General features: G+C 42.5%; 24 protein-coding genes, 1 pseudogene and 1 riboswitch. Of the genes and pseudogenes, 16 read left to right on the top strand and 9 right to left on the bottom strand.

Annotated features, from left to right (window positions below; genetic code table 11):
• The first annotated feature begins 347 nt into the window (after window positions 1-347).
• Entirely contained in the window at window positions 348-974 is a 627-nt protein-coding gene (cdaS, locus tag AC1TO6_RS11095; RefSeq protein ID WP_482101773.1) for a sporulation-specific diadenylate cyclase CdaS, read from the top strand.
• An 81-nt stretch (window positions 975-1,055) separates the two neighbouring features.
• Here the strand turns inward: cdaS and AC1TO6_RS11090 are convergent, their stop codons facing one another.
• The gene (locus AC1TO6_RS11090) at window positions 1,056-1,616 is read right to left on the bottom strand and encodes an NADPH-dependent FMN reductase (protein ID WP_482101657.1); all 561 of its coding nucleotides are present in this window, start codon (window positions 1,614-1,616) and stop codon (window positions 1,056-1,058) included.
• Between the two features lie 528 nt (window positions 1,617-2,144).
• Here AC1TO6_RS11090 and AC1TO6_RS11085 point away from each other — a divergent pair.
• From AC1TO6_RS11085 to wrbA, 9 genes are all read left to right on the top strand, one after another.
• Window positions 2,145-2,720 (top strand): histidine phosphatase family protein, encoded by a 576-nt coding sequence (locus tag AC1TO6_RS11085; protein WP_482101656.1) that lies wholly within the window; start codon window positions 2,145-2,147, stop codon window positions 2,718-2,720.
• Window positions 2,721-3,060: 340 nt separating this feature from the next.
• Window positions 3,061-3,167, top strand: a riboswitch (TPP riboswitch).
• A 79-nt stretch (window positions 3,168-3,246) separates the two neighbouring features.
• Window positions 3,247-4,077, top strand: a complete 831-nt coding sequence (gene thiD, locus AC1TO6_RS11080; protein WP_482101655.1) for a bifunctional hydroxymethylpyrimidine kinase/phosphomethylpyrimidine kinase — start codon at window positions 3,247-3,249, stop codon at window positions 4,075-4,077.
• Window positions 4,070-4,729 (top strand): thiamine phosphate synthase, encoded by a 660-nt coding sequence (thiE, locus tag AC1TO6_RS11075; RefSeq protein ID WP_482101654.1) that lies wholly within the window; start codon window positions 4,070-4,072, stop codon window positions 4,727-4,729. Before thiD ends, thiE begins: the two co-directional genes overlap by 8 nt.
• Window positions 4,730-4,783: 54 nt before the next feature.
• Window positions 4,784-5,986 carry a DUF3238 domain-containing protein gene (locus tag AC1TO6_RS11070; RefSeq protein WP_482101653.1) on the top strand — a complete coding sequence of 401 codons (1,203 nt, stop codon included), beginning with the start codon at window positions 4,784-4,786 and terminating at the stop codon, window positions 5,984-5,986.
• A 180-nt stretch (window positions 5,987-6,166) separates the two neighbouring features.
• Window positions 6,167-6,952, top strand: coding sequence for a transporter substrate-binding domain-containing protein (locus AC1TO6_RS11065; protein WP_482101652.1), 786 nt, complete (start codon window positions 6,167-6,169; stop codon window positions 6,950-6,952).
• A gap of 66 nt (window positions 6,953-7,018) precedes the next feature.
• The gene (locus tag AC1TO6_RS11060; RefSeq protein ID WP_482101651.1) at window positions 7,019-7,663 is read left to right on the top strand and encodes an amino acid ABC transporter permease; all 645 of its coding nucleotides are present in this window, start codon (window positions 7,019-7,021) and stop codon (window positions 7,661-7,663) included.
• Complete coding sequence (locus AC1TO6_RS11055) at window positions 7,660-8,388, top strand: amino acid ABC transporter ATP-binding protein (protein WP_482101650.1); 729 nt, start codon at window positions 7,660-7,662, stop codon at window positions 8,386-8,388. The genes AC1TO6_RS11060 and AC1TO6_RS11055 overlap by 4 nt, the downstream gene beginning before the upstream one ends.
• A gap of 105 nt (window positions 8,389-8,493) precedes the next feature.
• Window positions 8,494-9,111 (top strand): alpha/beta hydrolase, encoded by a 618-nt coding sequence (locus AC1TO6_RS11050; RefSeq protein ID WP_482101649.1) that lies wholly within the window; start codon window positions 8,494-8,496, stop codon window positions 9,109-9,111.
• 10 nt (window positions 9,112-9,121) lie between these two features.
• Window positions 9,122-9,799, top strand: a complete 678-nt coding sequence (wrbA, locus tag AC1TO6_RS11045; RefSeq protein ID WP_482101648.1) for an NAD(P)H:quinone oxidoreductase — start codon at window positions 9,122-9,124, stop codon at window positions 9,797-9,799.
• 158 nt (window positions 9,800-9,957) lie between these two features.
• On the opposite strand, the gene AC1TO6_RS11040 is transcribed toward wrbA, so the two are convergent.
• Window positions 9,958-11,769 (bottom strand): helix-turn-helix domain-containing protein, encoded by a 1,812-nt coding sequence (locus AC1TO6_RS11040; protein WP_482101647.1) that lies wholly within the window; start codon window positions 11,767-11,769, stop codon window positions 9,958-9,960.
• A 218-nt stretch (window positions 11,770-11,987) separates the two neighbouring features.
• Between AC1TO6_RS11040 and AC1TO6_RS11035 the strand changes: the two genes are divergently transcribed.
• The 5 genes from AC1TO6_RS11035 to AC1TO6_RS11015 all read left to right on the top strand — a co-directional run bounded on the left by AC1TO6_RS11035 (window position 11,988) and on the right by AC1TO6_RS11015 (window position 16,062).
• On the top strand, window positions 11,988-12,695 hold the full coding sequence (locus AC1TO6_RS11035) for a DUF5058 family protein (protein WP_482101646.1): 708 nt from the start codon (window positions 11,988-11,990) through the stop codon (window positions 12,693-12,695).
• Window positions 12,696-12,717: 22 nt separating this feature from the next.
• Window positions 12,718-13,449 (top strand): small-conductance mechanosensitive channel, encoded by a 732-nt coding sequence (locus tag AC1TO6_RS11030; protein WP_482101645.1) that lies wholly within the window; start codon window positions 12,718-12,720, stop codon window positions 13,447-13,449.
• A 77-nt stretch (window positions 13,450-13,526) separates the two neighbouring features.
• On the top strand, window positions 13,527-14,744 hold the full coding sequence (locus AC1TO6_RS11025) for a M20 family metallopeptidase (protein WP_482101644.1): 1,218 nt from the start codon (window positions 13,527-13,529) through the stop codon (window positions 14,742-14,744).
• 228 nt (window positions 14,745-14,972) lie between these two features.
• Window positions 14,973-15,323 carry a PadR family transcriptional regulator gene (locus tag AC1TO6_RS11020; RefSeq protein ID WP_482101643.1) on the top strand — a complete coding sequence of 117 codons (351 nt, stop codon included), beginning with the start codon at window positions 14,973-14,975 and terminating at the stop codon, window positions 15,321-15,323.
• The gene (locus AC1TO6_RS11015) at window positions 15,301-16,062 is read left to right on the top strand and encodes an HAAS domain-containing protein (protein WP_482101642.1); all 762 of its coding nucleotides are present in this window, start codon (window positions 15,301-15,303) and stop codon (window positions 16,060-16,062) included. Before AC1TO6_RS11020 ends, AC1TO6_RS11015 begins: the two co-directional genes overlap by 23 nt.
• Window positions 16,063-16,124: 62 nt before the next feature.
• On the opposite strand, the gene AC1TO6_RS11010 is transcribed toward AC1TO6_RS11015, so the two are convergent.
• From AC1TO6_RS11010 to AC1TO6_RS11000, 3 genes are all read right to left on the bottom strand, one after another.
• Entirely contained in the window at window positions 16,125-16,667 is a 543-nt protein-coding gene (locus AC1TO6_RS11010) for a hypothetical protein (protein ID WP_482101641.1), read from the bottom strand.
• 263 nt (window positions 16,668-16,930) lie between these two features.
• The gene (locus tag AC1TO6_RS11005) at window positions 16,931-17,989 is read right to left on the bottom strand and encodes an acyl-CoA dehydrogenase family protein (protein ID WP_482101640.1); all 1,059 of its coding nucleotides are present in this window, start codon (window positions 17,987-17,989) and stop codon (window positions 16,931-16,933) included.
• Window positions 17,990-18,013: 24 nt separating this feature from the next.
• On the bottom strand, window positions 18,014-18,541 hold the full coding sequence (locus tag AC1TO6_RS11000) for a DUF4242 domain-containing protein (protein ID WP_482101639.1): 528 nt from the start codon (window positions 18,539-18,541) through the stop codon (window positions 18,014-18,016).
• A gap of 135 nt (window positions 18,542-18,676) precedes the next feature.
• Here AC1TO6_RS11000 and AC1TO6_RS10995 point away from each other — a divergent pair, with 135 nt between their 5' ends.
• Window positions 18,677-19,129, top strand: a complete 453-nt coding sequence (locus AC1TO6_RS10995; RefSeq protein ID WP_482101638.1) for a winged helix-turn-helix transcriptional regulator — start codon at window positions 18,677-18,679, stop codon at window positions 19,127-19,129.
• Between the two features lie 62 nt (window positions 19,130-19,191).
• Here AC1TO6_RS10995 and AC1TO6_RS10990 read toward each other — a convergent pair.
• The 4 genes and pseudogenes from AC1TO6_RS10990 to AC1TO6_RS10975 all read right to left on the bottom strand — a co-directional run.
• Window positions 19,192-19,497 (bottom strand): annotated as a pseudogene (locus tag AC1TO6_RS10990) (ABC transporter permease); the annotation flags it as partial.
• A 163-nt stretch (window positions 19,498-19,660) separates the two neighbouring features.
• Entirely contained in the window at window positions 19,661-20,836 is a 1,176-nt protein-coding gene (locus tag AC1TO6_RS10985; protein ID WP_482101637.1) for an amidohydrolase, read from the bottom strand.
• Window positions 20,833-22,068: an allantoate amidohydrolase gene (locus AC1TO6_RS10980; RefSeq protein WP_482101636.1), complete on the bottom strand. Its 1,236-nt coding sequence runs from the start codon at window positions 22,066-22,068 to the stop codon at window positions 20,833-20,835. Before AC1TO6_RS10980 ends, AC1TO6_RS10985 begins: the two co-directional genes overlap by 4 nt.
• 73 nt (window positions 22,069-22,141) lie before the next feature.
• A complete protein-coding gene (locus AC1TO6_RS10975) occupies window positions 22,142-23,332 on the bottom strand; it encodes a hypothetical protein (protein WP_482101635.1) in 1,191 nt (396 codons plus the stop codon).
• Window positions 23,333-23,760: the final 428 nt, after the last annotated feature.

Genomic DNA, 23,760 nt, shown 5'->3' with positions numbered 1-23,760 from the left:
ATCTAAAAATCACTCACTCAATAATAAACACCCCAGCGCAGGCGCGGCAAAGGGGTAGCTTAAGCCGTGAGACTGGATGCGAAGCGTTAATCCAGGCTCATGGCCAGAGGCATCCCCAAAGCGCTAAGCGGTCTACGACCCATACTTCGAATCACAACTCTCTCAATATCAATTTTTATTACTTTTCCCGGGAAATTTTGAATGCGAATAATAGAAGAAATACAGTAAAAGCATATCCTGCGAGGATGTAATGCTGGAATTAGGGTAAACTATGCTACTAAACAAAAAACAAATGGAGTAGATGGAGTTTGACAAAAACGCTAACAAATGAAATGAGGTGTATTAACATAGACCAAATGAATTGTGACTTTACCCCACTGAAAGAACAATTAATAAAGGGGCTAGAGAATGTTTTGGTTCAAGTTAATCATGGAATAAAAACATTGAAAAGTGATGACTATTGTCTATTAGGAAAACTTGCTGATATTAAAGGGGAGTTTGAAAAAGCGGAAGCTGTTGCTGCATCTTTTTATCTAAATTGTTATTTGTCACCATATACTGACAAGTACTTAGCGATATCTACTAGCATTCAACGCCTTTCAAACCAAAGGCATGGTGCATTGATTGTGATTGAGCGAGAGAATCACTTGGATTCTTTTATACGCTCTGGAACGCCCATCGGTGCAACATTGACTCACTCCCTCTTGGAATCTCTCTTTTATCCAGGTAACCCCCTTCATGATGGTGCTGTATTGGTTCGTAACAATCAAATTTTTTCTGCTGCAAATGTTTTGCCTTTATCAAACATAGTTGTCGGTGAAAAAAAGTTAGGTACACGTCATCGGGCTGCGATTGGTTTATCCGAAGTAAGCGATGCTTTAGTGCTGGTAGTTTCCGAAGAGACAGGGAAAGTTTCTTTTGCTATAAATGGAGAAATTCATCCTATTATTACTTCAAGCGCACTATTCGTATAATTTCGGGGAAATGAATTTAGTGAGTTAAAATGAAAAAAGGTGTGAAAGGATGAGTAGTCATCCTTTCACACCTTTTGACTATTAAGAACGTAAAGTTTTTAAAGCGCCGCTCCAAGCAAGAACTTGGTCAAGCATTGTGTTAGCGTTACCAGCATGGTAGTCAGCAGGTTTGAACACGCTCATGTCTTCGAAATCTGACATTAGTGAGAATGTAACTGCCGTACGTACGTCAGCAACTTGTAGCTCACCTAAGATTAGACGAAGGTTTTCGTGTGCACGCGTACCACCTAAGCTACCATATCCAACAAACCCAGCTGCTTTGTTGTTCAATTCTGGGTTCAAGTAGTCAAGTGCATTTTTAAGTGCTCCACCGATTGCGTGATTGTATTCAGGAGTTACGAAAATATAGCCGTCGAAAGAAGCCATTTTTTCTGACCATGCTTTAATTTGAGTTTCAGCATCAGGTTGTGCGTTTGCTGAGCCCAAAAGTGGAAGGTTATAATTTGCAAGATCCACAATTTCATATTCTGCGTCATTGCGTTTTTGTGCAAATTCGTTCATCCATTTTGCAACAGCATCACCATTACGACCTACACGTACACTACCTTGAACAATACCGATTTTTAGTTTTGCGTTAGTCATTGTTATTTCCTCCTCATTATTCTTGCCAAATAGTTTATTGAAAAAACCCATTACTTACACCGCCATTACTATTCTTTGTTGGAAAATGTGAATGAAACACGAATATCTGCAATTGGGTTACATCAGAAGATCAACCAATTTGAATTTACTGTGCTACCATTCCGTTCTTAATTTGATGCGTACTTCGCCATGACGGGACTTATGTAATTCTCTGAGAAGTGAAAAGTTCAATTTAAATATAGTATCTCCAACTTAATTTAAATTGAAAGTCCTTCTATGATGTAAATGAATTGTATAGTCACCTAAAGCTAGAATCCAAAATAATTAATTGGAAAGTGGTTCCAAGAAAGTTATATAAGAGGTGCTATCTTGAATTCAAGGTAATTTAAGCTTAAGCCCTTTAAACTTATTTGTCTACATATCTGCTTTGCTAGCTAAATGAGTCGTTTTGTAATTGCATGATACCTGAAATGTTTCCTTTTCAGACTACGAGGGAAAATAGAATAGTATGTAAGGGGGGAATCAGAAATGGGGAAAACGATATATGTTGTGCGCCATTGCTCAGCCGAAGGGCAGGAACCGGAGGCGGATTTGACTGCAGAGGGCATATTACAAGCGGGGCATCTTGCAGACTTCTTCGATGAAATTGAAGTGGATCGGATTATTACGAGCCCATTTAAGCGTGCACGTGAAACAGCCAAGCCTCTAATGGAAAAGAAAGGTTTGTATGTCGAGGTTGATAGCAGACTGAAGGAGAGGGTGTTGAGTTCGACTGCGTTTAGGGATTGGTTGATAAAACTCGAGGATACCTTTTTGGACCTTCACCTAAAATATGATAATGGGGAATCTTCAAGAGAGGCTATGTCGCGGATATGCGATGTAATTGATGAACTAGGTGAGGAATCAAAAACGGTGCTTGTAACGCACGGGAATTTGATGGCATTGTTGTTAAGATGCCATGATGAACACTTTGGTTTTGAAAAGTGGCAAGCACTAACCAATCCAGATGTCTACGTCGTTCACATTAATGACGAATCCACAACCGTGGAACGACTTTGGAGTAACAAAAGCGGAGGTCGCCTGCAAGACGCGACAAGCACATGACAAGACTGCGAAGCGGCGCACTATGTCCTGTCCAGCAATGAAAAAACAGGCCGATGGAGTCTTGGCCTGTTTGGTAGTTTGATATGTTAACCCACTGTAAGACTAGTAACAATGACTAGTGCGATAATAACGAGTGCCCCCAAAAAACTGAACCACATGGATCGGTCGGGATTATTCGGTCTGCTGTCTGCTTTATGCATACAAATGCGCCTTCTTTCGATATTGTATTTTTAATTATACGCCTCCTGGTCTATTAAAGAAGTAAACACGCTCCGAAATAATATACTTATCAGTCTTCTTAGGTCAGGTATGGTACACTAAATACAAAGCTAAATAGTTCAACAACCACTGGGGGAGCCTTTTTTAAGGCTGAGACGTGCATGGATGCGCGGACCCTTGGAACCTGATCCGGATTATACCGGCGTAGGAAAGTGGGTACGCCTTTTAGCACCATTTAAATGGCCAGCCGCTTCCTAACGTCATCGGAAAGCGGCTTTTTAATATATATAAAAGGATGGCGAATTGAATGGTACAAGTGGCATTGACAATTGCGGGATCGGATAGTGGTGGCGGTGCGGGTATTCAAGCGGACTTGAAGACGTTTCATGAATTGGGTGTTTTCGGTACGTCAGCACTGACAGCAGTTACCGCGCAAAACACTTTTGGCGTTTCGGCGATTCAACCAATTGAATTGAACATCATTGAAGCGCAAATAAAGGCGGTAATGGAAGACTTCGAAGTCACAGCCATTAAGACGGGAATGTTATTTTCTTCAGAAATAATTCATACAGTGGCAGATGCTCTTCGTTTGAATAGAATTCCGCTGGTTATCGACCCGGTGATGATTGCAAAAGGCGGTGCTTCATTATTAAAAGATGAAGCGGTTATTGCGTTAAAAACCGTTCTGGTACCGCTTGCGGCCATTGTAACGCCGAATATCCCGGAAGCGGAAGTAATTGCGGGAATGGAGATAAAGTCTGATGCGGATATGGAAGAAGCGGCGAAACGCATATTGGCTTTGGGTGCTCGTGCAGTCCTCATTAAAGGGGGGCACCGTAAAGAAGCGTTATTCGCGGAAGATTTGTTCATGGGTGCGGGGGGAGAACGATTTTCAGTTCGCTCGCCTTGGGTAGATACGAAAGATACGCACGGAACGGGGTGCACCTATTCTGCCGCACTGACAGCTTTTCTCGCAAATGGGGAGCCCGCTGCGAAGGCGGTGGTTTCTGCGAAATGTTTCATCCACGCGGCTATTGAAGATGGACTAGGAATTGGTGGAGGTCACGGCCCTACGAATCACTGGGCGTATGGGCGACGTGAAAAAAAGATACTTGAAGGGGTTGTAGTGAATGGATAAGCGGACTGTAAATCTCTATTTCATCATGGGAACTACGAATTTGGCAGGACTCGACCCACTGTTCGTATTGGAAGAGGCGCTAAAAGGTGGTATCACATGTTTTCAGTTACGTGAAAAGGGGCATGGTGCTTTACAAGGTGAAAAACTGAAGTCTTTTGCTATCTCGTGTAAGCAATTGTGCGGACAATATAATGTGCCGTTCATCGTCAATGATGATTTGGATCTGGCAATTGAGATAGAGGCGGATGGTGTCCATCTTGGACAGGAAGACGGAGAAATTATTGCTGTGCGCAAGAGGGTCGGCACAGGCATGCTTATCGGTGTTTCTACCCATAATGTGGAGGAGGCGCTAGCCGCATCTGATGCGGGGGCAAATTACATTGGTCTTGGTCCTGTTTATGAAACGACGTCGAAAAGTGATGCGCAACCTACCATTGGGATTGAAATGGTAAGTGAAGTAGCATCTCTTTTGCCTGGGTTACCTATCGTTGGTATTGGCGGTATTACAGAACGTAAGGCGGGTGCAGTTATTAAGGCGGGAGCGTCCGGTGTAGCAGTAATTTCTGCGATTTCGGGAGAAGAAGATCCTGCGGAAGCGGCAAGTCGAATGAAAGGGGCAGTGCTTATTTCATTAACTGGCATCGAAATGTGATGTTTAATCATGCGTAAAATACACCACACTTCTGAATAGGACGGAGGCGTGTTTATGAAAAAGAAAGCATTTGAAATACAATCCGTGTTGCATAAGCCAGATTTGATTTATTTCACATGGAATGATGTAGGTGGGACCTATAATGTCTATAAAGACGGATGCCATTTATATGAAGGAACCGTGCCTGAATTCAGCGACGGTGATTTCAAACATGGCAAACTATATAATTATTCCATTGAACGAGTCGAAGATGGAAATGTTGTCGACGTTATTGTATTGCAAACGCCTGCTTTTGCTGAAGAGAAGGAACTAGAAAATCCACTCCAATTCCTTATTATGACAACCATCGTTGCAAAAACACAAATTGCGCTGTCTTGGGAAAGAATTAAAGATGTAGACGAATATGACGTTTACCGAAATGGAACATACATGGCGACGGTAAATGGAAATCGCTACATCGACCGGGACTTTTCGTTGGATGAAGTTTATGTATATTCCATCGAGTCCAAGCGACCACTCGTGAAATCGGAGGAACGGTTTAATGTCTTTCAGTCCGTTGTTTCCTCTACTTTCGGGTTAGTGAATCCGAAGTCGTCGAAGGAAGAAGCGGCGGTTGAAAGGTTTTCGGTAGTAAAAGTAATAGGCGAGGCGAACAAGCTGCTACTCCCCGTCCAAGATCGAGTGCAGTTGCCAAACGCGGATAAGTGGCATTTTAGATATACGACTTTTCTGGAAGACGAATGGGTGATGAATCCAAACCTCTTATCACGGAATCGGTATTTCAAGGGGGATGACAGAGGGTTTGACCCAAATGGGGAAAGCTATCGTACCCGTGTGGACATCGACCTCGAGTACAATCTCAAGGACTCTCCGCTAACGTTCACGAGGGATGTGGGTCCTTCGGTTGCTTATTCTGTTTTGAAGCGCTTTCGAGAACAGGAAACAGCGTCAAGCGAAGGGATTTCATTGGAGCGTACAGACCACAAGAAAGGCGAGTCCGGATTCCATCTTACCCATGCTGTAGGCAATCCTTTAACGACAGCTCCTGATATCGATTATGAAGTACGTGCCGTTATGCGGCGGGATGGTATGTATGACTTGTGTGGCTATCACGATCAGGCACCCAATCATGAAATCTATTTGATTCGCGGTGAAGGAGAAACGTGGGAACCGATTCATCAGGCCGAGAGTAAAGGTCTTGCTTGGATGTCGGGTGTAACAGCATGGCAATACTGGCGAATATCTAATTTTGAATAGTAAACACTGAACTCTTTCCGCTTGTTAAGATAGGAAGAGTTCAGTGTTTATATTTAATTTTGCACAGTTGACTCAATCTTTCAGGAACCGAAACTTAGGTCGAAACGCAAAAATAGACTTAACGATGTGGGACTATTGTGATATGTTAGATTATGAAATTACCAAAGAGGGGGAATTAGTATGAAAAAGTTTGGTATTATCACTTTGCTACTATCTATTATCCTAGTTATTGCAGCATGCGGAACGGATAAAGAGGAAAGCACTGGGGGCAGCTCGGATTCTGGGGACAGCAAGGAAGTTTATAAGGTTGGAATAGATACAACATATCCACCATTTGAGTTCGAAGTGGACGGAGAATATACAGGAATCGATATCGACATTATTACAGCAATCGCAAAAAACCAAGGATTTGAAATTGAATTCGATGCAATGGATTTTGGCGGAATTATTCCGGCAATGCAAGCAGACCAACTTGATATCGCAATCGCTGGAATGAGTATTACTGACGAGCGTAAACAGGTAGTAGATTTCTCTGACGCTTACTTTGAAGCAGGTCTTATACTCGTTGTTGATGAAAAAACAACAGATGTTAAAGGGATTGAAGATATGAAAGGTAAGACAATCGCAGCGAAGAACGGAACAACTGGCGCTAAATTTGCACAGGAAAATGAAGGTGAATATGGCTACAAACTCGTTCTATTCGATGATAGCCCCTCTATGTTCCAAGAAGTTCAAAACGGCAATGCAGATGCATTGATTGAAGACTATCCAGTAATTGCTTATGCAATTTCCCAAAACAGTCTTGGCTTACAAACTGTCGGCGAACGTTTGAATGGAGACCAATATGGAATTGCTGTCCTTAAAGGAGAACAAGCAGATGTTCTTAAGAAAATTAACGAAGGACTGCAAGACCTTCGTGACAGCGGCGAATATGACAAAATTCTAGACAAGTATCTTGGGGAATAAAAAATAGACTTTTAAAGTATAGCGTGTTCCTTGCGCTATATTTTTTTTCTTAAAGGAGATGACTAAATGGAGACGATAATTGCTGCATTGCCATATTTAATTGAAGGACTGAAAGTTACCGTTTACATCTTTTTCTTTTCAATTATTATTGGATTTTTGATTGGATTGGTAACAGCTTTAATGCGACTGACGCCTATTAAGCCATTAAACTGGATTTCGAAGGCATTTGTGGACATAATCCGTGGTACACCATTTATTGTTCAATTGTTCTTTATTTACTTTGGATTAAATTCACTTGAATTTATTTCGTTGGACAGAACGGTTGCTGGTATTTTGACTGTCGCATTGAATGCCGGTGCCTATTTCTCTGAAATTATTCGTGCGGGCATTCAGTCGATCGACAAAGGGCAGACGGAAGCAGCAAGGTCTCTCGGTCTCACACAAACGCAAACGATGCGTTCTGTTGTGTTACCGCAAGCTTTCAGAAGAATGTTGCCGACAATTACGAACCAGTCTATTATCAGTTTCAAAGATACTTCACTTCTGTCCATTATAGGAATTGCGGATATTGTACAGAAAGGGAAAGTACAGGCAAGTGCTACGTTTATGCACTTTGAAATCTGGCTGACAGTTGGTATCATATACTTCATCATCATCTATCTGTTGTCGCTGCTTGCCAGCTTCTTCGAAAGGAGGTTTGTGCTTAGATGACTATTATCCAAGTAACAAACTTAAAGAAATCATTCGGTGACCTTGAAGTACTGAAAGATATCAATGTTGAGATAAAGGAACGTGAAGTGGTCTGCGTTATCGGTCCTTCTGGTTCTGGAAAAAGTACATTTTTACGCTGTTTGAATCGTCTGGAAGACATCACTGCGGGTCGTGTTGTCATTGATGGATTAGATATCACAGATTCGAAGCAAGATATCAATAAAATACGTGAAAACGTCGGTATGGTATTCCAGCAATTTAACTTGTTCCCTCATATGACAACGCTTCAAAATATCATGCTTGCCCCCATGAAACTGGGTAAAGGTGATAAGAAATCGATTGAAAAGAAAGCATTAGAGTTATTGGCGAAAGTTGGTCTGTCCGATAAGGCGCAGACGTATCCAGGTGAGCTTTCAGGTGGTCAAAAGCAACGTGTGGCAATTGCTAGGGCGCTTGCAATGGATCCCAAAATCATGCTGTTCGATGAACCAACGTCTGCGCTCGATCCTGAAGTGGTTGGCGACGTACTCGCAGTTATGAAACAACTTGCTTTGGAAGGTATGACGATGATTGTTGTAACGCATGAGATGGGCTTTGCGCGTGAAGTAGGAGATCGTGTCATTTTCATGGACGGCGGTTATATCGTAGAAGAAAATATACCTGAAGAAATTTTCGGAAACCCTCAAGAAGTAAGGACGCAAGCATTTTTGAGTAAGGTACTGTAAGAATTCAGCTGAATAGAAAACAAGTGGACGGGAAAGCTTAATAGGCTTTCCTGTTTTTTTATGCTTGAAAATCAGCGGTGTACATGGTGGAAGGAGTGGTGGATTTTGAAGCATATCTATAAGCCTGGGGAAGATTCATCTAAACCAGTCCTGCTTTTGTTGCACGGCACGGGAGGTACGGAACAGAATTTACTCGGACTTGCAGAGTCGATCGACCCGAATGCAGGGGTACTTGGCGTTCGAGGGAATGTCCTTGAAAACGGCATGCCCCGTTTCTTCCGTAGGTTAGCAGAAGGTGTATTTGATGAGCAAGATTTAATCTACCGTACGAATGAATTGCATGATTTTATTGACAAAGCTGCAAAGGAAAATGGTTTTGATAGGTTAAATGTCATCGCAGTTGGTTATTCGAATGGAGCAAACATCGCGGCAAGCCTGCTGTTCCATTATGCCGATTCTTTGAGAGGTGCAATTCTTCACCACCCGATGGTTCCGAGACGGGGCATTAATTTGCCTGACTTAACTGGCATTCCGGTATTCATCACCGCCGGAAAAAACGATCCGATTTGTCCTGCAAAGGAATCAGAAGAACTGGATGAACTGTTGGCGGGAGCGGGTGCAGCGACGGAAGTCCATTGGGAGATGAACGACCATTCGCTGACGCACACAGAAGTGGATGCAGCGGTGGAATGGTATAAAAGAGCTTTTGTGCAAATGAAATGAGGCTTTTGAAATGGGTTTTTTAGACATGTTATTCGAAAATCCAACTACAACAACGACAGAGGAGACGGTAACTATGACGAAAACGGCAATCGTATACTATAGCATGGGTGGTACGAACTACCAATTGGCGCAATGGGCAGCAGAAGCAGCAAAAGAAGCAGGATCTGAAGTGAAAGTGATAAAAGCTCCGGAGACAGCGCCACAAGCCGTAATCGATTCAAATCCTGGGTGGAAAGCGCATGTTGAAGCGACAAAAGACGTTCCAGTAGCTACGCCAGAAGACCTTGCCTGGGCGGATGCAATTATTTTTAGCGTACCGACACGTTTCGGTAACATGCCGGGTCAAATGAAGAACTTCTTCGATACGACAGGCGGTTTGTGGGCACAAGGCAAGCTTGCCAATAAAGCAGTAAGCGCAATGTCTTCCGCACAAAACCCGCACGGTGGCCAGGAGGCGACAATTCTGTCACTATACACGACGATGTACCACTGGGGAGCAATTGTTGCGGCGCCTGGTTACACGGATGCAGTTGCCTACGGAGCTGGCGGAAACCCATATGGAACAAGCGTAACCGTCGACCAAGACGGAAAAATGGTGGATGGCGAAGCGGCGATCAAAGCGGCAGTTGCTCATCAAGCGAGACGAACGGTGCAAGTTGGAGAAGCAATGAAAAGCATGAACGCATAATACAAAAAGCCGACCTTCGATGAACTACACTCCAAATATTAGGTGGTGTAGTTCATTAATAGGTCGGCTTTTTTGTGTTTGAAAATTCTTTTGTTTTCATCTGGAGGGGTGACCGACCAAATATCCGGTCGGTATATTCTCGTATCCTAATGTTATTTTCATAAGTAAGTCGTTCGCAAATGACAGGCTAGGTGAATCTTCAAAGAGTCCTCATTGTTGTTTAAGTCCAGTTGCAGTAAATGTTCGATTTTTCGTATGCGTTGGTACAGTGTGTTGATGTGAATATGTAGTTTCTCGGCCGTTTTTGTAGCAGACCGGTTTGATTCGAAATAGGAAAGTAAGGTTTCCTCCAACTCAGTTTTGTGTTCGTTCGCGTTCGTTAGGGGAAGAAAGACTTCAATGACAAATTGTCGGATCTCCTCAGGCGATTGGTTTAAAAAAAGCTTGTTCAATCCGATGTCTTCATAACGAATTATATCCAGGTGGTTACGTGAGGCCAGGTAGATCAGTGTTTTATTGGCTTCTTCGTACATTTTTTTTGTGGCGTGCAAGCCATTATAAATTGCACTGGTGCCTGCACGGAAAGAAGGTTTACCCCTTGTGTCCCACTCTTGTTTGATAGCTTGGAATTTCTGGTGAAAATTAGAGAAATAATCCGGATTGGTTAAGGAAGCAAAGAAGATGACTCGATTTTGTAATCCGTAAATCATTGTTCCTGTCATGGGCAATTCGCTCTTTAATTTTAGAATTAAGTGGTGGATCTTGATTTCTAGTAGCTGTAAATCCGAGTAATTTGGTATTTCAAAAATTGTCATGAACCAATGGGAAGTAGCGTTTAGGTTGAAGTTCTGTGCGAGCGCGTCAAGGTGTTCAGCGTTTTGAGCGTTAAGCAGTGCCAGGAATTGTTCGTGTGTCTTTTTATAAAAGTATTCAGTGGCAGTTTGATTTTTGATTAACTCTAAAGCTAAAATGGAACTTCCCTGTTCGAGCACAATCCGATCCGGTTCGGATATATTCTCGTCAACGTCAATTATGAAACAACCAAGAAAGATGGAGCCATTATGAATAGGGTGCAAATAATGGGTTGTTGCAAAAGGGGAATCCTCCTTTAAGTGAATTGGTTTCCTTCTCTTTGAAAAGATTTTTTTAAGTTCGAAAGGATCGTAATTGGGTGTTTCATTAAGATTGTACAAATAGAATTTGTCTTCGATAACGTTGAAAAAGTTGACGGGTGAATCAATCAATTGGTTGAATTTGTGTATGATTGCCTCCAGGCCATTATTCTCTAATGAAATAGTCGTTAACGCCTCATGTACTTCGTGTCTTTTTTGAAGTTGGTTGTTATGCTCCTCAAGCTGTGCACTCAGTTGTGTAATTGTATCAATCTGCTGAGTCGCTTCTGAAAAATACTGTGCATTTTGAATAGCGATAGCAGCTTGTTCGGCAAACGCTTGCAATAAAAGAAGGTCATGTTCATCCAACACTTTTTTTAGATGTCGTTGGTGGGTGATCATGATTCCAATCCTTTTATTTTCGATAGAAATAGGAACGCAAATAAGGGCTTCAGGAAAGCTTGCAGATGATGTGATATGATCATAGTTTTTTTGGGAAACACCATTATGATTCATTGCCTCGAATATTTCTTCCTTAGAATTGAATATCCGACCTATTCCATCCTCAAATACTTTCCCTGTAATGGATTCTCCAATTTTTACTTTGAAATTGTAAATATTATCGCTAAATCCGATTAGCGCTTTTGGGATTAACCGCTCTGATTCTTCGTCATACAGCATTAAATAACCCGCACCTGTAGCTGGAATCACCTTAAGTGCATTCCGCATAATCTTTTGCAAAACTTCATCAAGGTCTAAGCTTGAAGTAATAGAACGGATGCTATCGACCAAAATTTTAAGTTCAACGTCCCCAAGCTTCCCATGTAATATAGGATTATCCGTGTTGCTTTTAGTCATATGAGACTCCCCCAAATCATCAAGGTGTAGATATATCCATAAATATAAATGAAATTATGTATAAACCTCTATTGTTATCAATCTACTCTCAGTGTATAGTAGGGAACATAAAATGAAAAGATTAAAGATTCTAAAAAATGAAAGCGCTTTATAAAGGTATCTTTTATACTGCTTTGAAAACCTGGGGTAGTGACTAGAAAAAATGAGGAGGAAAACAGATGGAACAAGTAATGAATTTGGCAAACAGTTTCCCGATTTGGCTGATTGCATCGCTCGTTATTGGGATTGTTATCTTTCAAGCAATTGTCTTTATCAGGCTCGCTTCAAAAACAGCGCCTGCTGTTGGGTTGACAAACCAAGAGGTGAAATCGGTAGTGCGGACGGGAGCAATTAGTTCGTTAGGGCCATCTTTTGCGATTGTTATTGTCGCAATTTCCTTGATAACCTTTCTTGGAAATCCGGTGACGCTCATGCGAATTGGAATCGTCGGATCTGCACCGATTGAAACTGTTGGGGCGAGCTTGGGAGCGCAGGCTGCCGGATCGGAACTGGGTTCGTCGACTTTTACTGAAAAAGCATTTACAACAGCGGTCTGGGTCATGTGTCTCGGTGGTATGGGCTGGCTATTAGTTACAGCACTATTCACGAAATCACTGGGAAAATTTCAAGAGAAAATCGCTGGAAATGGAAAAAACATTCAAATGTTAAGTGTTGTTTCGACTGCGGCGATGATTGGGGCTTTCGGTTATTTTGGGGCAGGTCAAATGGTGAAAGGACTTAATGAGACAGCGGTATTTATCATTGCATTTCTTATCATGCCGATTATCATATGGGCTTCTAATAGGTTTAAATTGAGCTGGTTAAGAGAATGGTCACTCGGATTAGTTATTGTCGTCGGTATATCGGTGGGGCTTTTATTAATGTAACGAGGAAGGCGGGAGAACGAGCATGGCAATTGTGAACGAAGCAAAAACGGAAGTGATGTTACAAGAGGCTATACAGACGAATAAAACAGGTGGGGCAATCGATTTTGCAACATTTCATGCTAAGTCGCATTTTTGGGGACGTTTGACGATTTGGAGCGTTATTGCATTAACGCTCGCTTTGCCTTTATATCTATCATTCGGTCTTAATTTTCATCCGGGATGGTCCCCGATTTTGTCAGGGTTCCTTGCCTATGCATCCATTGTTGCGGTTTTGTGGTTTGTTGAACCCATTAGTTATTATCCGGTTTTAGGCGTTTCAGGCACCTATCTCGCATTTCTGACAGGTAACATAGGAAATATGTGCTTGCCGAGCGCGTCGATCGCTCAAAGTGTAGTCGGTGCGGAACCTGGCACGAAAAAAGGGGAAGTGACAGCGACGCTCGCTATAGCGGCTGCTTCTATCGTTAATACGGTTGTTCTCGTGTTCGCCATCCTATTCGGTTCATATCTAATTGCATTGTTACCGGAATCATTAACCGCCAGTTTCCAGTTTGTCTTGCCGGCCATATTCGGTGGAGTTATTGCTCAATTTGCCATTAAGAAACCGCTATGGGGCATCGTTGGGTTGGCTTTTGGACTTCTGGTTAATTTGGGTCCGGTGCCGGCTTCATTGAAAACGTTCCTTTGCATTTTGGGGACAGTTGTCGGTTGCATACTACTTGAAAAGTTAAAAAGTAAGAAAGCAGTAAAATAAATGAGGATGAACAACTAACATTGGTATGAGACAATGCATGTATTGGTTTTATTGAAAAACAAGGAGGAATGACACAAATGAGTCAAAGCGTGCAAGAAGGAATTCAAACAAAACGTCAATTATTGGATCTGCTTGATAGTCGTAAAGACGAGATGGTAGCGATTCGCCGCCATTTACATGAGAATCCTGAACTGTCTTTCAAAGAAGAAAAAACTGCACAATATATCGCTGATTTTTATAAAGGAAAAAATGTAGAGGTTCAGACGAATGTTGGCAATGGATATGGGATTATCGTAACCATTAAAGGAGACAAGCCTGGTAAGACAATCGGGCTCCGTGCCGATTTTGACGCACTGCCCATTCATGAAGAGGCTGACGTGCCGTTCAAATCGAAAAATGAGGGTGTCATGCACGCGTGTGGTCACGACGGACATACTGCCTATATGTTAATTCTTGCAGACTGCCTTATTCAAATGAAATCATCCATTGCCGGTACGATTAAAATTATTCACCAACATGCGGAAGAAACACCGCCGGGCGGAGCGAAGAGTATCGTCGAATCAGGTGTGCTTGACGATTTGGATTTGGTTTTCGGTACGCACCTATTTCCAACCCATCCAGCGGGAACGGTCGGTTATCGAAGTGGCTATTCAATGGCGGGAAGAACGTATTTCAAGCTAGTGATTCAAGGAAGTGGGGGGCATGGTTCTTCTCCGCATCACGCGAATGATCCTATCGTTGCGGGTGCCCATTTCGTAACAGCTATCCAGACCATTGTCAGCAGGCGTTTGAATCCATTTGAAATGGGTGTTGTTACAATCGGTTCGTTTGACGGGAAAGGTTCATTCAATGTCATCAAGGACAGTATCGAACTTGAAGGCGATGTGCGTTATATGAACGGAGAAACGCAGGAATTGATTTCGAGGGAAATTCATCGCATTGTAAGCGGCATTGAGGTGGAGTTCGACGTGAAGTGTGACTTGACGTATACGGCTGATTATCCGGCTCTCTACAATGATCCGACGGTAACCGCGGAGGTTGTTTCTATTCTTGAGAATTCAAATGACCCGGATATCAAGGAAGTAGTGGAGTTCCCAGTGTTCTCGGGATCGGAAGACTTTTCGTATTACTTGGAAAAAGTACCTGGCGTTTTCTTTAATATCGGTTGTAAGCCAAAAGGGGTAGATAGAGCATTCATGAATCATCATCCGAAGTTTGAAATTGATGAAGATGCCCTTATTGTTTCCGCGAAATCGGTTGCCGAAGTTGTTTGCAGCTATTGCAATATCGATTAATCATATAAAAGCCGACCTGCGATGAGTTGCTCTTCCAATTGTTAGATGATGTCTAACAATTGGGGGGCAGTTCATTAATGGGTCGGCTTTTTGGTGCGTTCAATTTAAAAGCAAGCGCCCTCTCCATTTGAATACCAAAAAAACACTAACGTGTTATACAAGGTAGTGGACATATAAAAATGTGCATGCTAAGGTGTTATACAAGGTAGTGAAAAGGAGAGGAGATAGATGGCTTCATCGAGTCAAATGTTAAAAGGTATATTGGAGGGCTGTCTTCTCGCAATTATAAGCAAAGGGGAGACGTACGGATACGAGATGATTGAAGAGTTGCAGAAGTATGGGTTGACGATGGTGAGTGAAGGGAGTATTTATCCGGTCCTTATGAGAATGCAGAAAGATGGGCTTGTATCGACAGTTATGCGTCCCTCTCCAAACGGACCTAAACGTAAATATTACTCACTAACGGAAGCGGGTAGCGCCGATATTGATGATTTCAAAGAACGATGGCATGAGCTTTCAATGGGCGTGAATTTATTAATGGAGGAGGGGGAGCAACATGAAGTTATCAAAGAGAAGTGATGAGTTTGTAAAGAATGTTCGATTATATTTAATAACATCCGGTAAAAATGAGGCTGAGATTGAAGAGGTAGCAGGGGAACTCGAAGATCATCTAGCTGAGCTCGAACGTCGCGGAAAGGATGTGGACAGCATTACAGCTGGATCACCGGCTGTGTATATGAAGTCGCTTGAAAGAGAAATGACGAATGATTATGCATCTTGGCTGAAGTTCATTCCAATTTTAAGTATTTTGATTATCGCCTATTCTGTAATGGGCTCAGCACTAAATAACAGATTTGAGCTGGATATTATTCAGTTGATTGGCATACCGATTGTTGTTATCCTCTCACTTATTGTCTACTGGGTACTGTTCAGAAATGTAGCGAAAAAAGAACTGAACGGTAAGAGAAATATAGTTCCCGTGCTCGTAGCAGTAATCGTTGTAAATTCTCTATTCATCGCTGTTGCATTGATAAGTGCGATTCTTTTTGAACCATTATACATTGCTACAATAGGTATGAATAAGTTTTTCGTCGCAGTGTGTCTACTCGTCTTTATTGTCGGGGCGGTCTTTCTGAAATCATGGATTGTCATCATCATTCCGATACTTCTTTTCGGTCCGGAATTTGTCCTCAACTTTACATCTTTAAGTGAGGGGTGGAAGCTTGGAGGTGGATCCCTAATTTCGATGATCCTTATCCTGGTCTTTATCGGGTTACATGCACTGAAGCTTAAACAGAAGGAATCTGCTAATGGGTGAAGAAGATTAAAGTTAATACAAAAAAAGCCAGACCTCACTACAGGTTGGCTTTTTTCATGCGTTCATTTCGTTGCCGCTTTCCGTGGCCAGATGAAATACGTAATAGAAATTACAAAGTCAATGCCTAGTACAAGCCCCCATGTATTTAATGTTGCGGACAGTATTTCGGTTCTCGCCGGGTCGCTGATAAAATAAATCATGGCAATCAGGAAAGCACCGCCAATGATATACGCAAGCAGATGCTGCATTGAACCCTTCATCGAGTGACGAGCATGTTCATAGCCGATTTTACGCGGCGGTTTTGCACCTGTTTTTTGAACATAATAACGAAAGCGTTCATCAGCCCAGCGAATCATGCTTTTACCGAACGCAATGGATGAACCGAGGTATATGGCCGCTATGGCGTGCACTTGCGTCGCAGTTGCTCCATTATAAAGATCAGTTGCCGTGACTATTAGTAGAATCAAGTCGATTACAGGCGTTAGGGCGAGCAAGAAAAAACCTAGCTTTTCACGTTTGAAAATATAGCGCGTGATGAGTCCGAGAGCAATGACGACCCAAAAACCAATTTCACATGCCACAATTGTCCAGGCAATGAAGTTCATAGAAACTCCTCCCTTTAAATCATATAGGAATAATTAGTTTCATCATATCACAATGACTCTATGGTTAACTCAAGCTATTTTATTACAGTATTGCAGCATGTTCTCGCCGCCACCCACAAAAAAGAACGGAAAAGCCGATTAGGCTTTTCCGTTCTTTCATCATTTCTTCAAGTAAGCCCAGCATACTGCGCGTACGGTTCAGCGCTAGTAACGAGTGCGTCTTCGTCGATGTCGGGGTTACTGAGCGCATTTCTTGAAAGCGTTTATGAACTCAATACCTTTTCAAGATGCTTGATAGTTGGTGTTAAGTTGGCGAAAAAGTAAGCCTCACGCAGTCTTCTTGCGCTCGGGCTGGCATTTAGATAAGCTGCACTTCCGTTATGGAGCATCGCGGTCTGAACTGCGCTCAGTGTTAAATAGGCCATCGATAATCTGATTTTCGCGAGTTCCTTCCAATCGAAGGTGTCGGACTGGATCAAGTCCTGTAGATCTTTCTCAAATCCTATTTTCGCTTCCTTGAGTTCGTTCGGTTGCGTTTGTAGATATTGGTTGCACCCGTTTTGTTTGTTGCATACTTTTTCGATTGAACGAATCGATGCCTCTGTTACGCCAAAACCGAGTGGAATCTGATAAGCGATAAACACGGGTCGTACTTTCTCTATAAATGAATCCGCATCTTTTGAAACTACACGCGCATCTGGCACAAATACATCTTTAAATACACAAGCATACGTGGCGCTACCATTTATACCGAGATAATCGGATCTTTCCTTCATTGACAGACCTTCTGAACTGCATGAGACGAAGCACATAATCCGTTCCTTGTCATTTAGACTAGCTACGAGTCCGAATGAATGGTATTTCCCTAAATTTGAAACTGATGGAAGCACGCCTGAGACTAGATATCCATCTTCTGTGCGTTCTGCTTTCAAGTTTAAGTTTTCAAGCCCTGCGTAGTATTTCATTGGGTTAGAAAGTCCCGTTCCGCCAAGCATGCTACCGTTTTCAAGTTGCCCCAGTAAATCCTCACGCAGTTGTTCATTTTCCGTGTTGCGGATATATGATATAGCAGCTAAGTGGCACCATAAACAAAAAGCAGTCGTCATACACGTTTTTGCTGTTTCGGATATTATGGACACCTCATCCAAGACAACCTCTTTTCTCGTGCGTCCGACAGAAGAAAGAAGCCCTGATTCGCCAAGTTTACGTAAAAATGTTTCCGCATAGAAGGCATCCACATCGATTTTCTTCACATATGGCTTCAATTCCTGCTCGATTAAATTGCTGAGGACTTCCTTTTTCTCTGCTGTGCTTTTCGTCACGAATACCACTCCTAAGTCATCTTGTTATCCTAGAATTTCTGTAATTGAGTCAATCGGGGTTTTTACTGCTTCACGTGCACGTTTTACGGCAGCTTCGTCAGGTGCATCGTAGAAGCATAGACATTTGCTCATATCTTCACAGACGTAAGTTCTTGCGAATGATACTTCTGGAACTTCTTCATAATGAACGGAATTTTTCTTTTTGCGTGCAAGGTACTGATCCATCGTCAAGTCTTCTGGAATATTCCATTCAACTAAATAATTCACGACGTCCTTTTTTTGTTTTACCTGTTCCAATTCGTCTCCAACAAGGCGTACATCTTTAACGAGTTCGATTGCGATGCCTGCTTCTTTTACTACGCTTGTTGCTGTTTCTTCATTTTCTGCTTCGATAATGAAAAAAGAGCGTGAAAAGTCTTTCGATACTTGTAATTCAATCAAAGTAGCTTCTTTTTCATTAAGTAGTTTTTGAAGCTCATTTGCTTTTTGGTCCACCTCTTGCTTAGTACTTGCGATTCCAGTTAGAGATGATTCGATTAAATATAGACTCATTTCCGAAAACCTACCTCTCCTATTGGTTTTATCAACCTTAAGGGTTATATTATAATACTTAGTTAATAAAAGCAACCCATTGACTGATAATGTTGTATAATCAATCAATGAGATTTCATTGAAAGGATGTTTGTTGTGAAACCAAAATACAATCTGCCGTGCAACATCGCTCAATCACTGAACATAATAGGTGATCGCTGGACGCTTCTCATCATTCATGAAATCCTTACTGGACGAACGACTTTTAACGAAATAAAGAAAGCGTTAAATGGCATATCTGCTAATCTATTATCGGAACGTCTAAAGTTATTGGAAGCGGAGGGGTTAGTTACGGCGAAACTATACACCAATCATCCTCCACGTTACCAGTACATGCTTACCAAGAGCGGTGAAGATCTAGAACATGTATTTAATTCATTAATCATATGGGGCACCAAACATTTGGATGAATGCTATAAAAAACTTGTTGATTCATCAACGGGCGATGAAGTTGAGATTGTGTATTACTCAAAAAGAACGGGGAAAATTGTCCATGATATTGAAGCTATAAGTGTCGAAATTGAACCCGTTCAGACCCTAAACACGTAACTCGCGAAATCACGATAGAACGGAAGTGAGAAGTATCTCGCTTCCGTTCTTATTTTTTGGATTTATATAGATGCACCCCAATGACGGCCGACCCATAGCTCAAACAGTGTAATTAGGCGGTCAAGGATAAATCCGCATAGCCCTATGAAGATAATGCCGGCGAGTACACCTGCAAGATTTAGTGTGTTACGCGCATCGACAATTAAAAAACCAAGCCCTGATTGCGCACCTACCATTTCGCCTGCGACTAGAAAAATCCATGCACTTCCGAGTGCGAGGTGCAGGCCGCTCACGATGGACGGGAATGACGCGGGGAAAATAATTTTAAACATCAGTTCGGGTTGATTGATTTCCATGTTTTCCGCGATTCAAAATAACAACCTTGTATATAAAGTTTATTGGAATGTTCCACTTGTTGGGCTGTAATCTGGGGATTATCCTTCTAGTAATCTTGGTGAAGGAGGCGAGGGGATATTATTGCTCATGAAAAAAAAGGAAAAGCCAATTTGGCTTTTCCTTTTGATCAGTCTATTATTTATTCAAGTAAGCCCAGGCATACTGCGCATACAGTTCCGCGCCAGTAGCGAGTGCGTCTTCGTCAATGTCGAAGTTGCCGTGGTGATGTGACCATTCCGTATCTTTCTCGGGATTGCCGGATCCTACAAGTGCAAAACTACCGGGTGCTTTGTCGAGGAAGAATGAGAAATCTTCAGCGCCCATCGTCGGTTTTTCATCAAAAACAAAATCCGGACCGAATGCTTCTGCTGCAACCTGCTGGACGAGGTTTGCGCTCGCTTCGTCGTTGACAACCGGCTGTGTGCCACGGATATATTCAACTTCTGCAGTCGCTCCGTACATGTCGGCGACGCTGTTGGCGTAATGTGAAATGCTTTTTTCGATATGATTACGCGTGTCCTGGTTGAACGTGCGAACCGTTCCTTCAATCAATGCATTCTCAGCAATGACATTGAAACGCGTACCGACTTCCATTTTACCAACAGTCAAAACGGCGGCTTGTTGCGGATCAATTGTACGTGAAACTATGGTTTGAACATTCATAACGAACGAAGAAGCAACGAGCGCTGCGTCGATACAGTCTTGAGGGATGGCACCGTGTCCACCTTTACCTGTGAAATGCACTTTGAAAATATCTGCCGCCGCGAATGTAGGTCCTGGTGGGCAAGAAACCTTATGTGTCGGCAACTGCGACCAAATATGGATACCAAAAACGTTGTCGACGCCTTCCATGGCACCTTGGTCGACCATTGCTTTGGCTCCTTGCGCAATTTCTTCTGCGGGTTGGAACAGCAGGCGAACATTACCTGGTAATTCGTCTTTCACTTCGGACAATGCTTTTGCAGCGATTAATAACATCGATGTATGTGCATCATGGCCGCATGCATGCATTTTACCGTCTATTTTGGAAGCGTAGGGGACATGGGTGTTTAGTTGTTCAACATTGAGCGCATCCATATCACCGCGCAATGCGACTGTTTCGCCCGGAAGCGCGCCTTTAATTTCTGCGATAACACCAGTCGGCTCTGTTTTACGGTAGGAAATACCGAGTTCGTCCAAATAGGCACAGACGAATGCAGTTGTTTTCACTTCTTCAAACGACAGCTCCGGCTCGCTATGCAATTTGCGTCGCAGAGCGGTTAGTTCATCGCTGTAGTTAGTAATAGCTTCTTTTATTTTTTGACTGATCATGATGTAGGTCCCTCCGTTAATCGTTTTACTGCTTCAAAGATAATATTCGTTCCCTCCGCGAGGTGACTCGCATCGGACCATTCTTCCGGGCAATGACTTAGCCCGTCCTTGCTTGGGATGAATACCATCCCACAAGCTGTGAAATCTGAAAAAACCATGGCATCGTGGCCGGCACCGCTATTAATTGGACAATATGGGATTTTAAGATCGTCACTGACTTCTTTTAATAACGAACGGATGCTTGTATCAAGCTGTTTTGGTGCGATATAGAGTTGCTGTTCTACTGAAGTGCGAATTCCGTTGCCATCCTGCTGCGCAATCAACTCTTTTACCTTTTGGACAGCATTCAATACATGCGCTTCTTTGCTCGAACGAATATCGATGGAGAAAACTACTTTGTTTGGAATGACATTCGCCCCATTCGGGAAGACATTCAACTGCCCCGTTGTAATGACGGTGCCTTTTCCTTCGATCTTAGCGAGTTGAGGTAAGGCTGAGATGATATGAGCTGCAGAGACAAGTGCATCAGACCGCCGATCCATTGGTGTAGTGCCAGCATGTCCTGCCTGACCATGTACTGTCACTTCTAATTGAGTGAGACCGACAATTGCTTCAACGACACCAATAGGAATGTTCTTCTCTTCAAGAATAGGGCCTTGTTCGATGTGTAACTCCAGAAAGGCTTTTATTGTTTTCGGGTCCCGCTTTTTTATATTCGTAGGATTAAGCCCAATGTCGGCCATCGCATTCACTGCCAATACGCCATTTTTGTCGGCCAATGAGTTAAAATCTTCATCTGACAATAAACCCATCATGCCACGTGAACCCATCAGACCGCCGCCAAAACGGGAGCCTTCTTCCTCAACGAGTGCAATGACTTCAAGTGGGTAAGCGGGCTTAAGATTGTTCTCTTTGAACAATGCAGCAACTTCCAAACCGACAATAACACCAGCAGCGCCGTCATAGGCGCCCCCGTTAGGAACGGAGTCGAAATGGGAACCGACTATGACGGAAGGGGCGTCTGTTAATGTACCTTCCAGCTTTCCGAAAATATTACCGAAGCCATCTTCCGAAACGTGAAGGTCATACTCCTTCATTTTCTCTTTGATGTAGTTGCGTGCGTGTAAATCCTCTTCACTATACGTAAGCCGTGTCACACCATTACCAGGAGTAGCTGTAAAACGACTCAACAATTCAATATGTTCTTCAATCCTTTGTTGAATGGCTTTCATTCCTATTCCTCCTTATGTTAGTAGTCCGAATAGCTTCAGAATTTCCTAGGTAACAGTCGCCTAGGGAAAATTCTTACAGGAACCCTACAAAGATGCCTGCGAGGATGACAGAAACTATCGTGACACTTGTAAATCCACCGACGAGCATTGGTGCCAACATTTGCCCAGTTAATGCATCTCTTTCTTTTTCGTCCTCTGTTAAGGAGTTGATGACTTCGTTCGTAATAATGTAGTCAGCTGGGAATCCGTAAAAAGCGGTCAAGGAAATGGCGAACGCCATATTATTAGTTACTTTTAGCACTTTCCCCATGATGAACGAGAAGAGGAGCATTCCAATAACGCCTAAAATGATACATACGACGAGTGGATAGATCATATCAACTATCATAGCTGGTGTTGCCACTTTCAATCCGTCGAAAACGAATAGCATAAGAACCATGATAGCCAAACCGAAACCGTTCGCTTTTTGCAACACACGCGGTTCCAAGAATCCAACGTTAGCTGCGATAATTCCAAACAAGAGGCAAATGACATACGGGCTAACTGAAACGAATGGTGCAAGGAATGTAGACGTGAGATACGCTAAATATCCGACGATTGCAAGCCTGAAGAATTTAAAGTAATCGGTATTATATTTTTCCGGTAATTTACTAAACATTTTCAATTCAATCGGTTCTTTTTGAGGAGATGGATGATCGCTCGTTTGTTTGACCAAAAGTTCCCCATTTCGGTATTTCTCAAGAAGCTTTTTACCTTCTTTTTTCAGAACAAATGACGTAAGGGGATAACCCGCAAACCCTCCCATAATGTAAATGGCAATTGCGAATACTGATAAATTAATCAGTCCCGCTTCCACAGCACCTTCCGACATGATTAATGACGATACGATTCCTCCAACGAGGGGTGGAATTGCGATAATAACTGTTTCTAGACCGAACAGTAATGTTCCGATTCCGAAGAGGAAAACGACAACCCCTAGAATTCCTGACAGGGAAATTGTTATTGTCTTCCATTGCTCTTTCAGTTGTCGTAGCGAAAGCAATGTTCCCATATTTGTAATGAGTAAGTAAATCAACATGGTAGCAACGACGGGAGGTACGCCTGCAACCGCAACAATATCAGGCGGGAAAAATGTCCAATAGCCGAGTAGAAAGAGAACGGCACTGACGAATACGGATGGAATCCATGCATTTGTTCGAACAGAAACGGCATCTCCGATAAATAAAATAGCAACAACAATTACTAAAGCTAACATTTGCGGCATGGAACTCGCCCCTTTCAGATAATAAGATTTTCACTAACTTTAACATGAAAGAATGTGAAATAAAAGCGTATATGATATATTGCATATAATATTTTAGGAGAAAGTACGATGAAGACGCTTTCATTGAAATGTTGTATAACAGCCATTTTCACTGGGATATTTCCGGCTTGCTTTCAGTGAATTAATCACGACACTTTAACCGCCTTTCTCCAGATGAGATGCGAGCTATTCTATCGTCCCGAATAGCTTCGGTACTTCTTGTACTTATGTTTTTGGAGAGCGACGGAAGAACAAACACCATACGATTATCGAAAAAAAGTAGGGATGCGAAGAAGTCGCATCCCTACTTATCAAGATATCTCGATAATGATATAGAAGTTGTTCAATTCAAAGCAATCCAAAGCAACTATACTTGTAGTACCCGGTAT

This window comes from Sporosarcina sp. Y352 (assembly GCF_056786535.1).
Note: the sequence above shows the minus strand (reverse complement) of the source record. Positions and strands in the feature narration are given on the sequence as shown.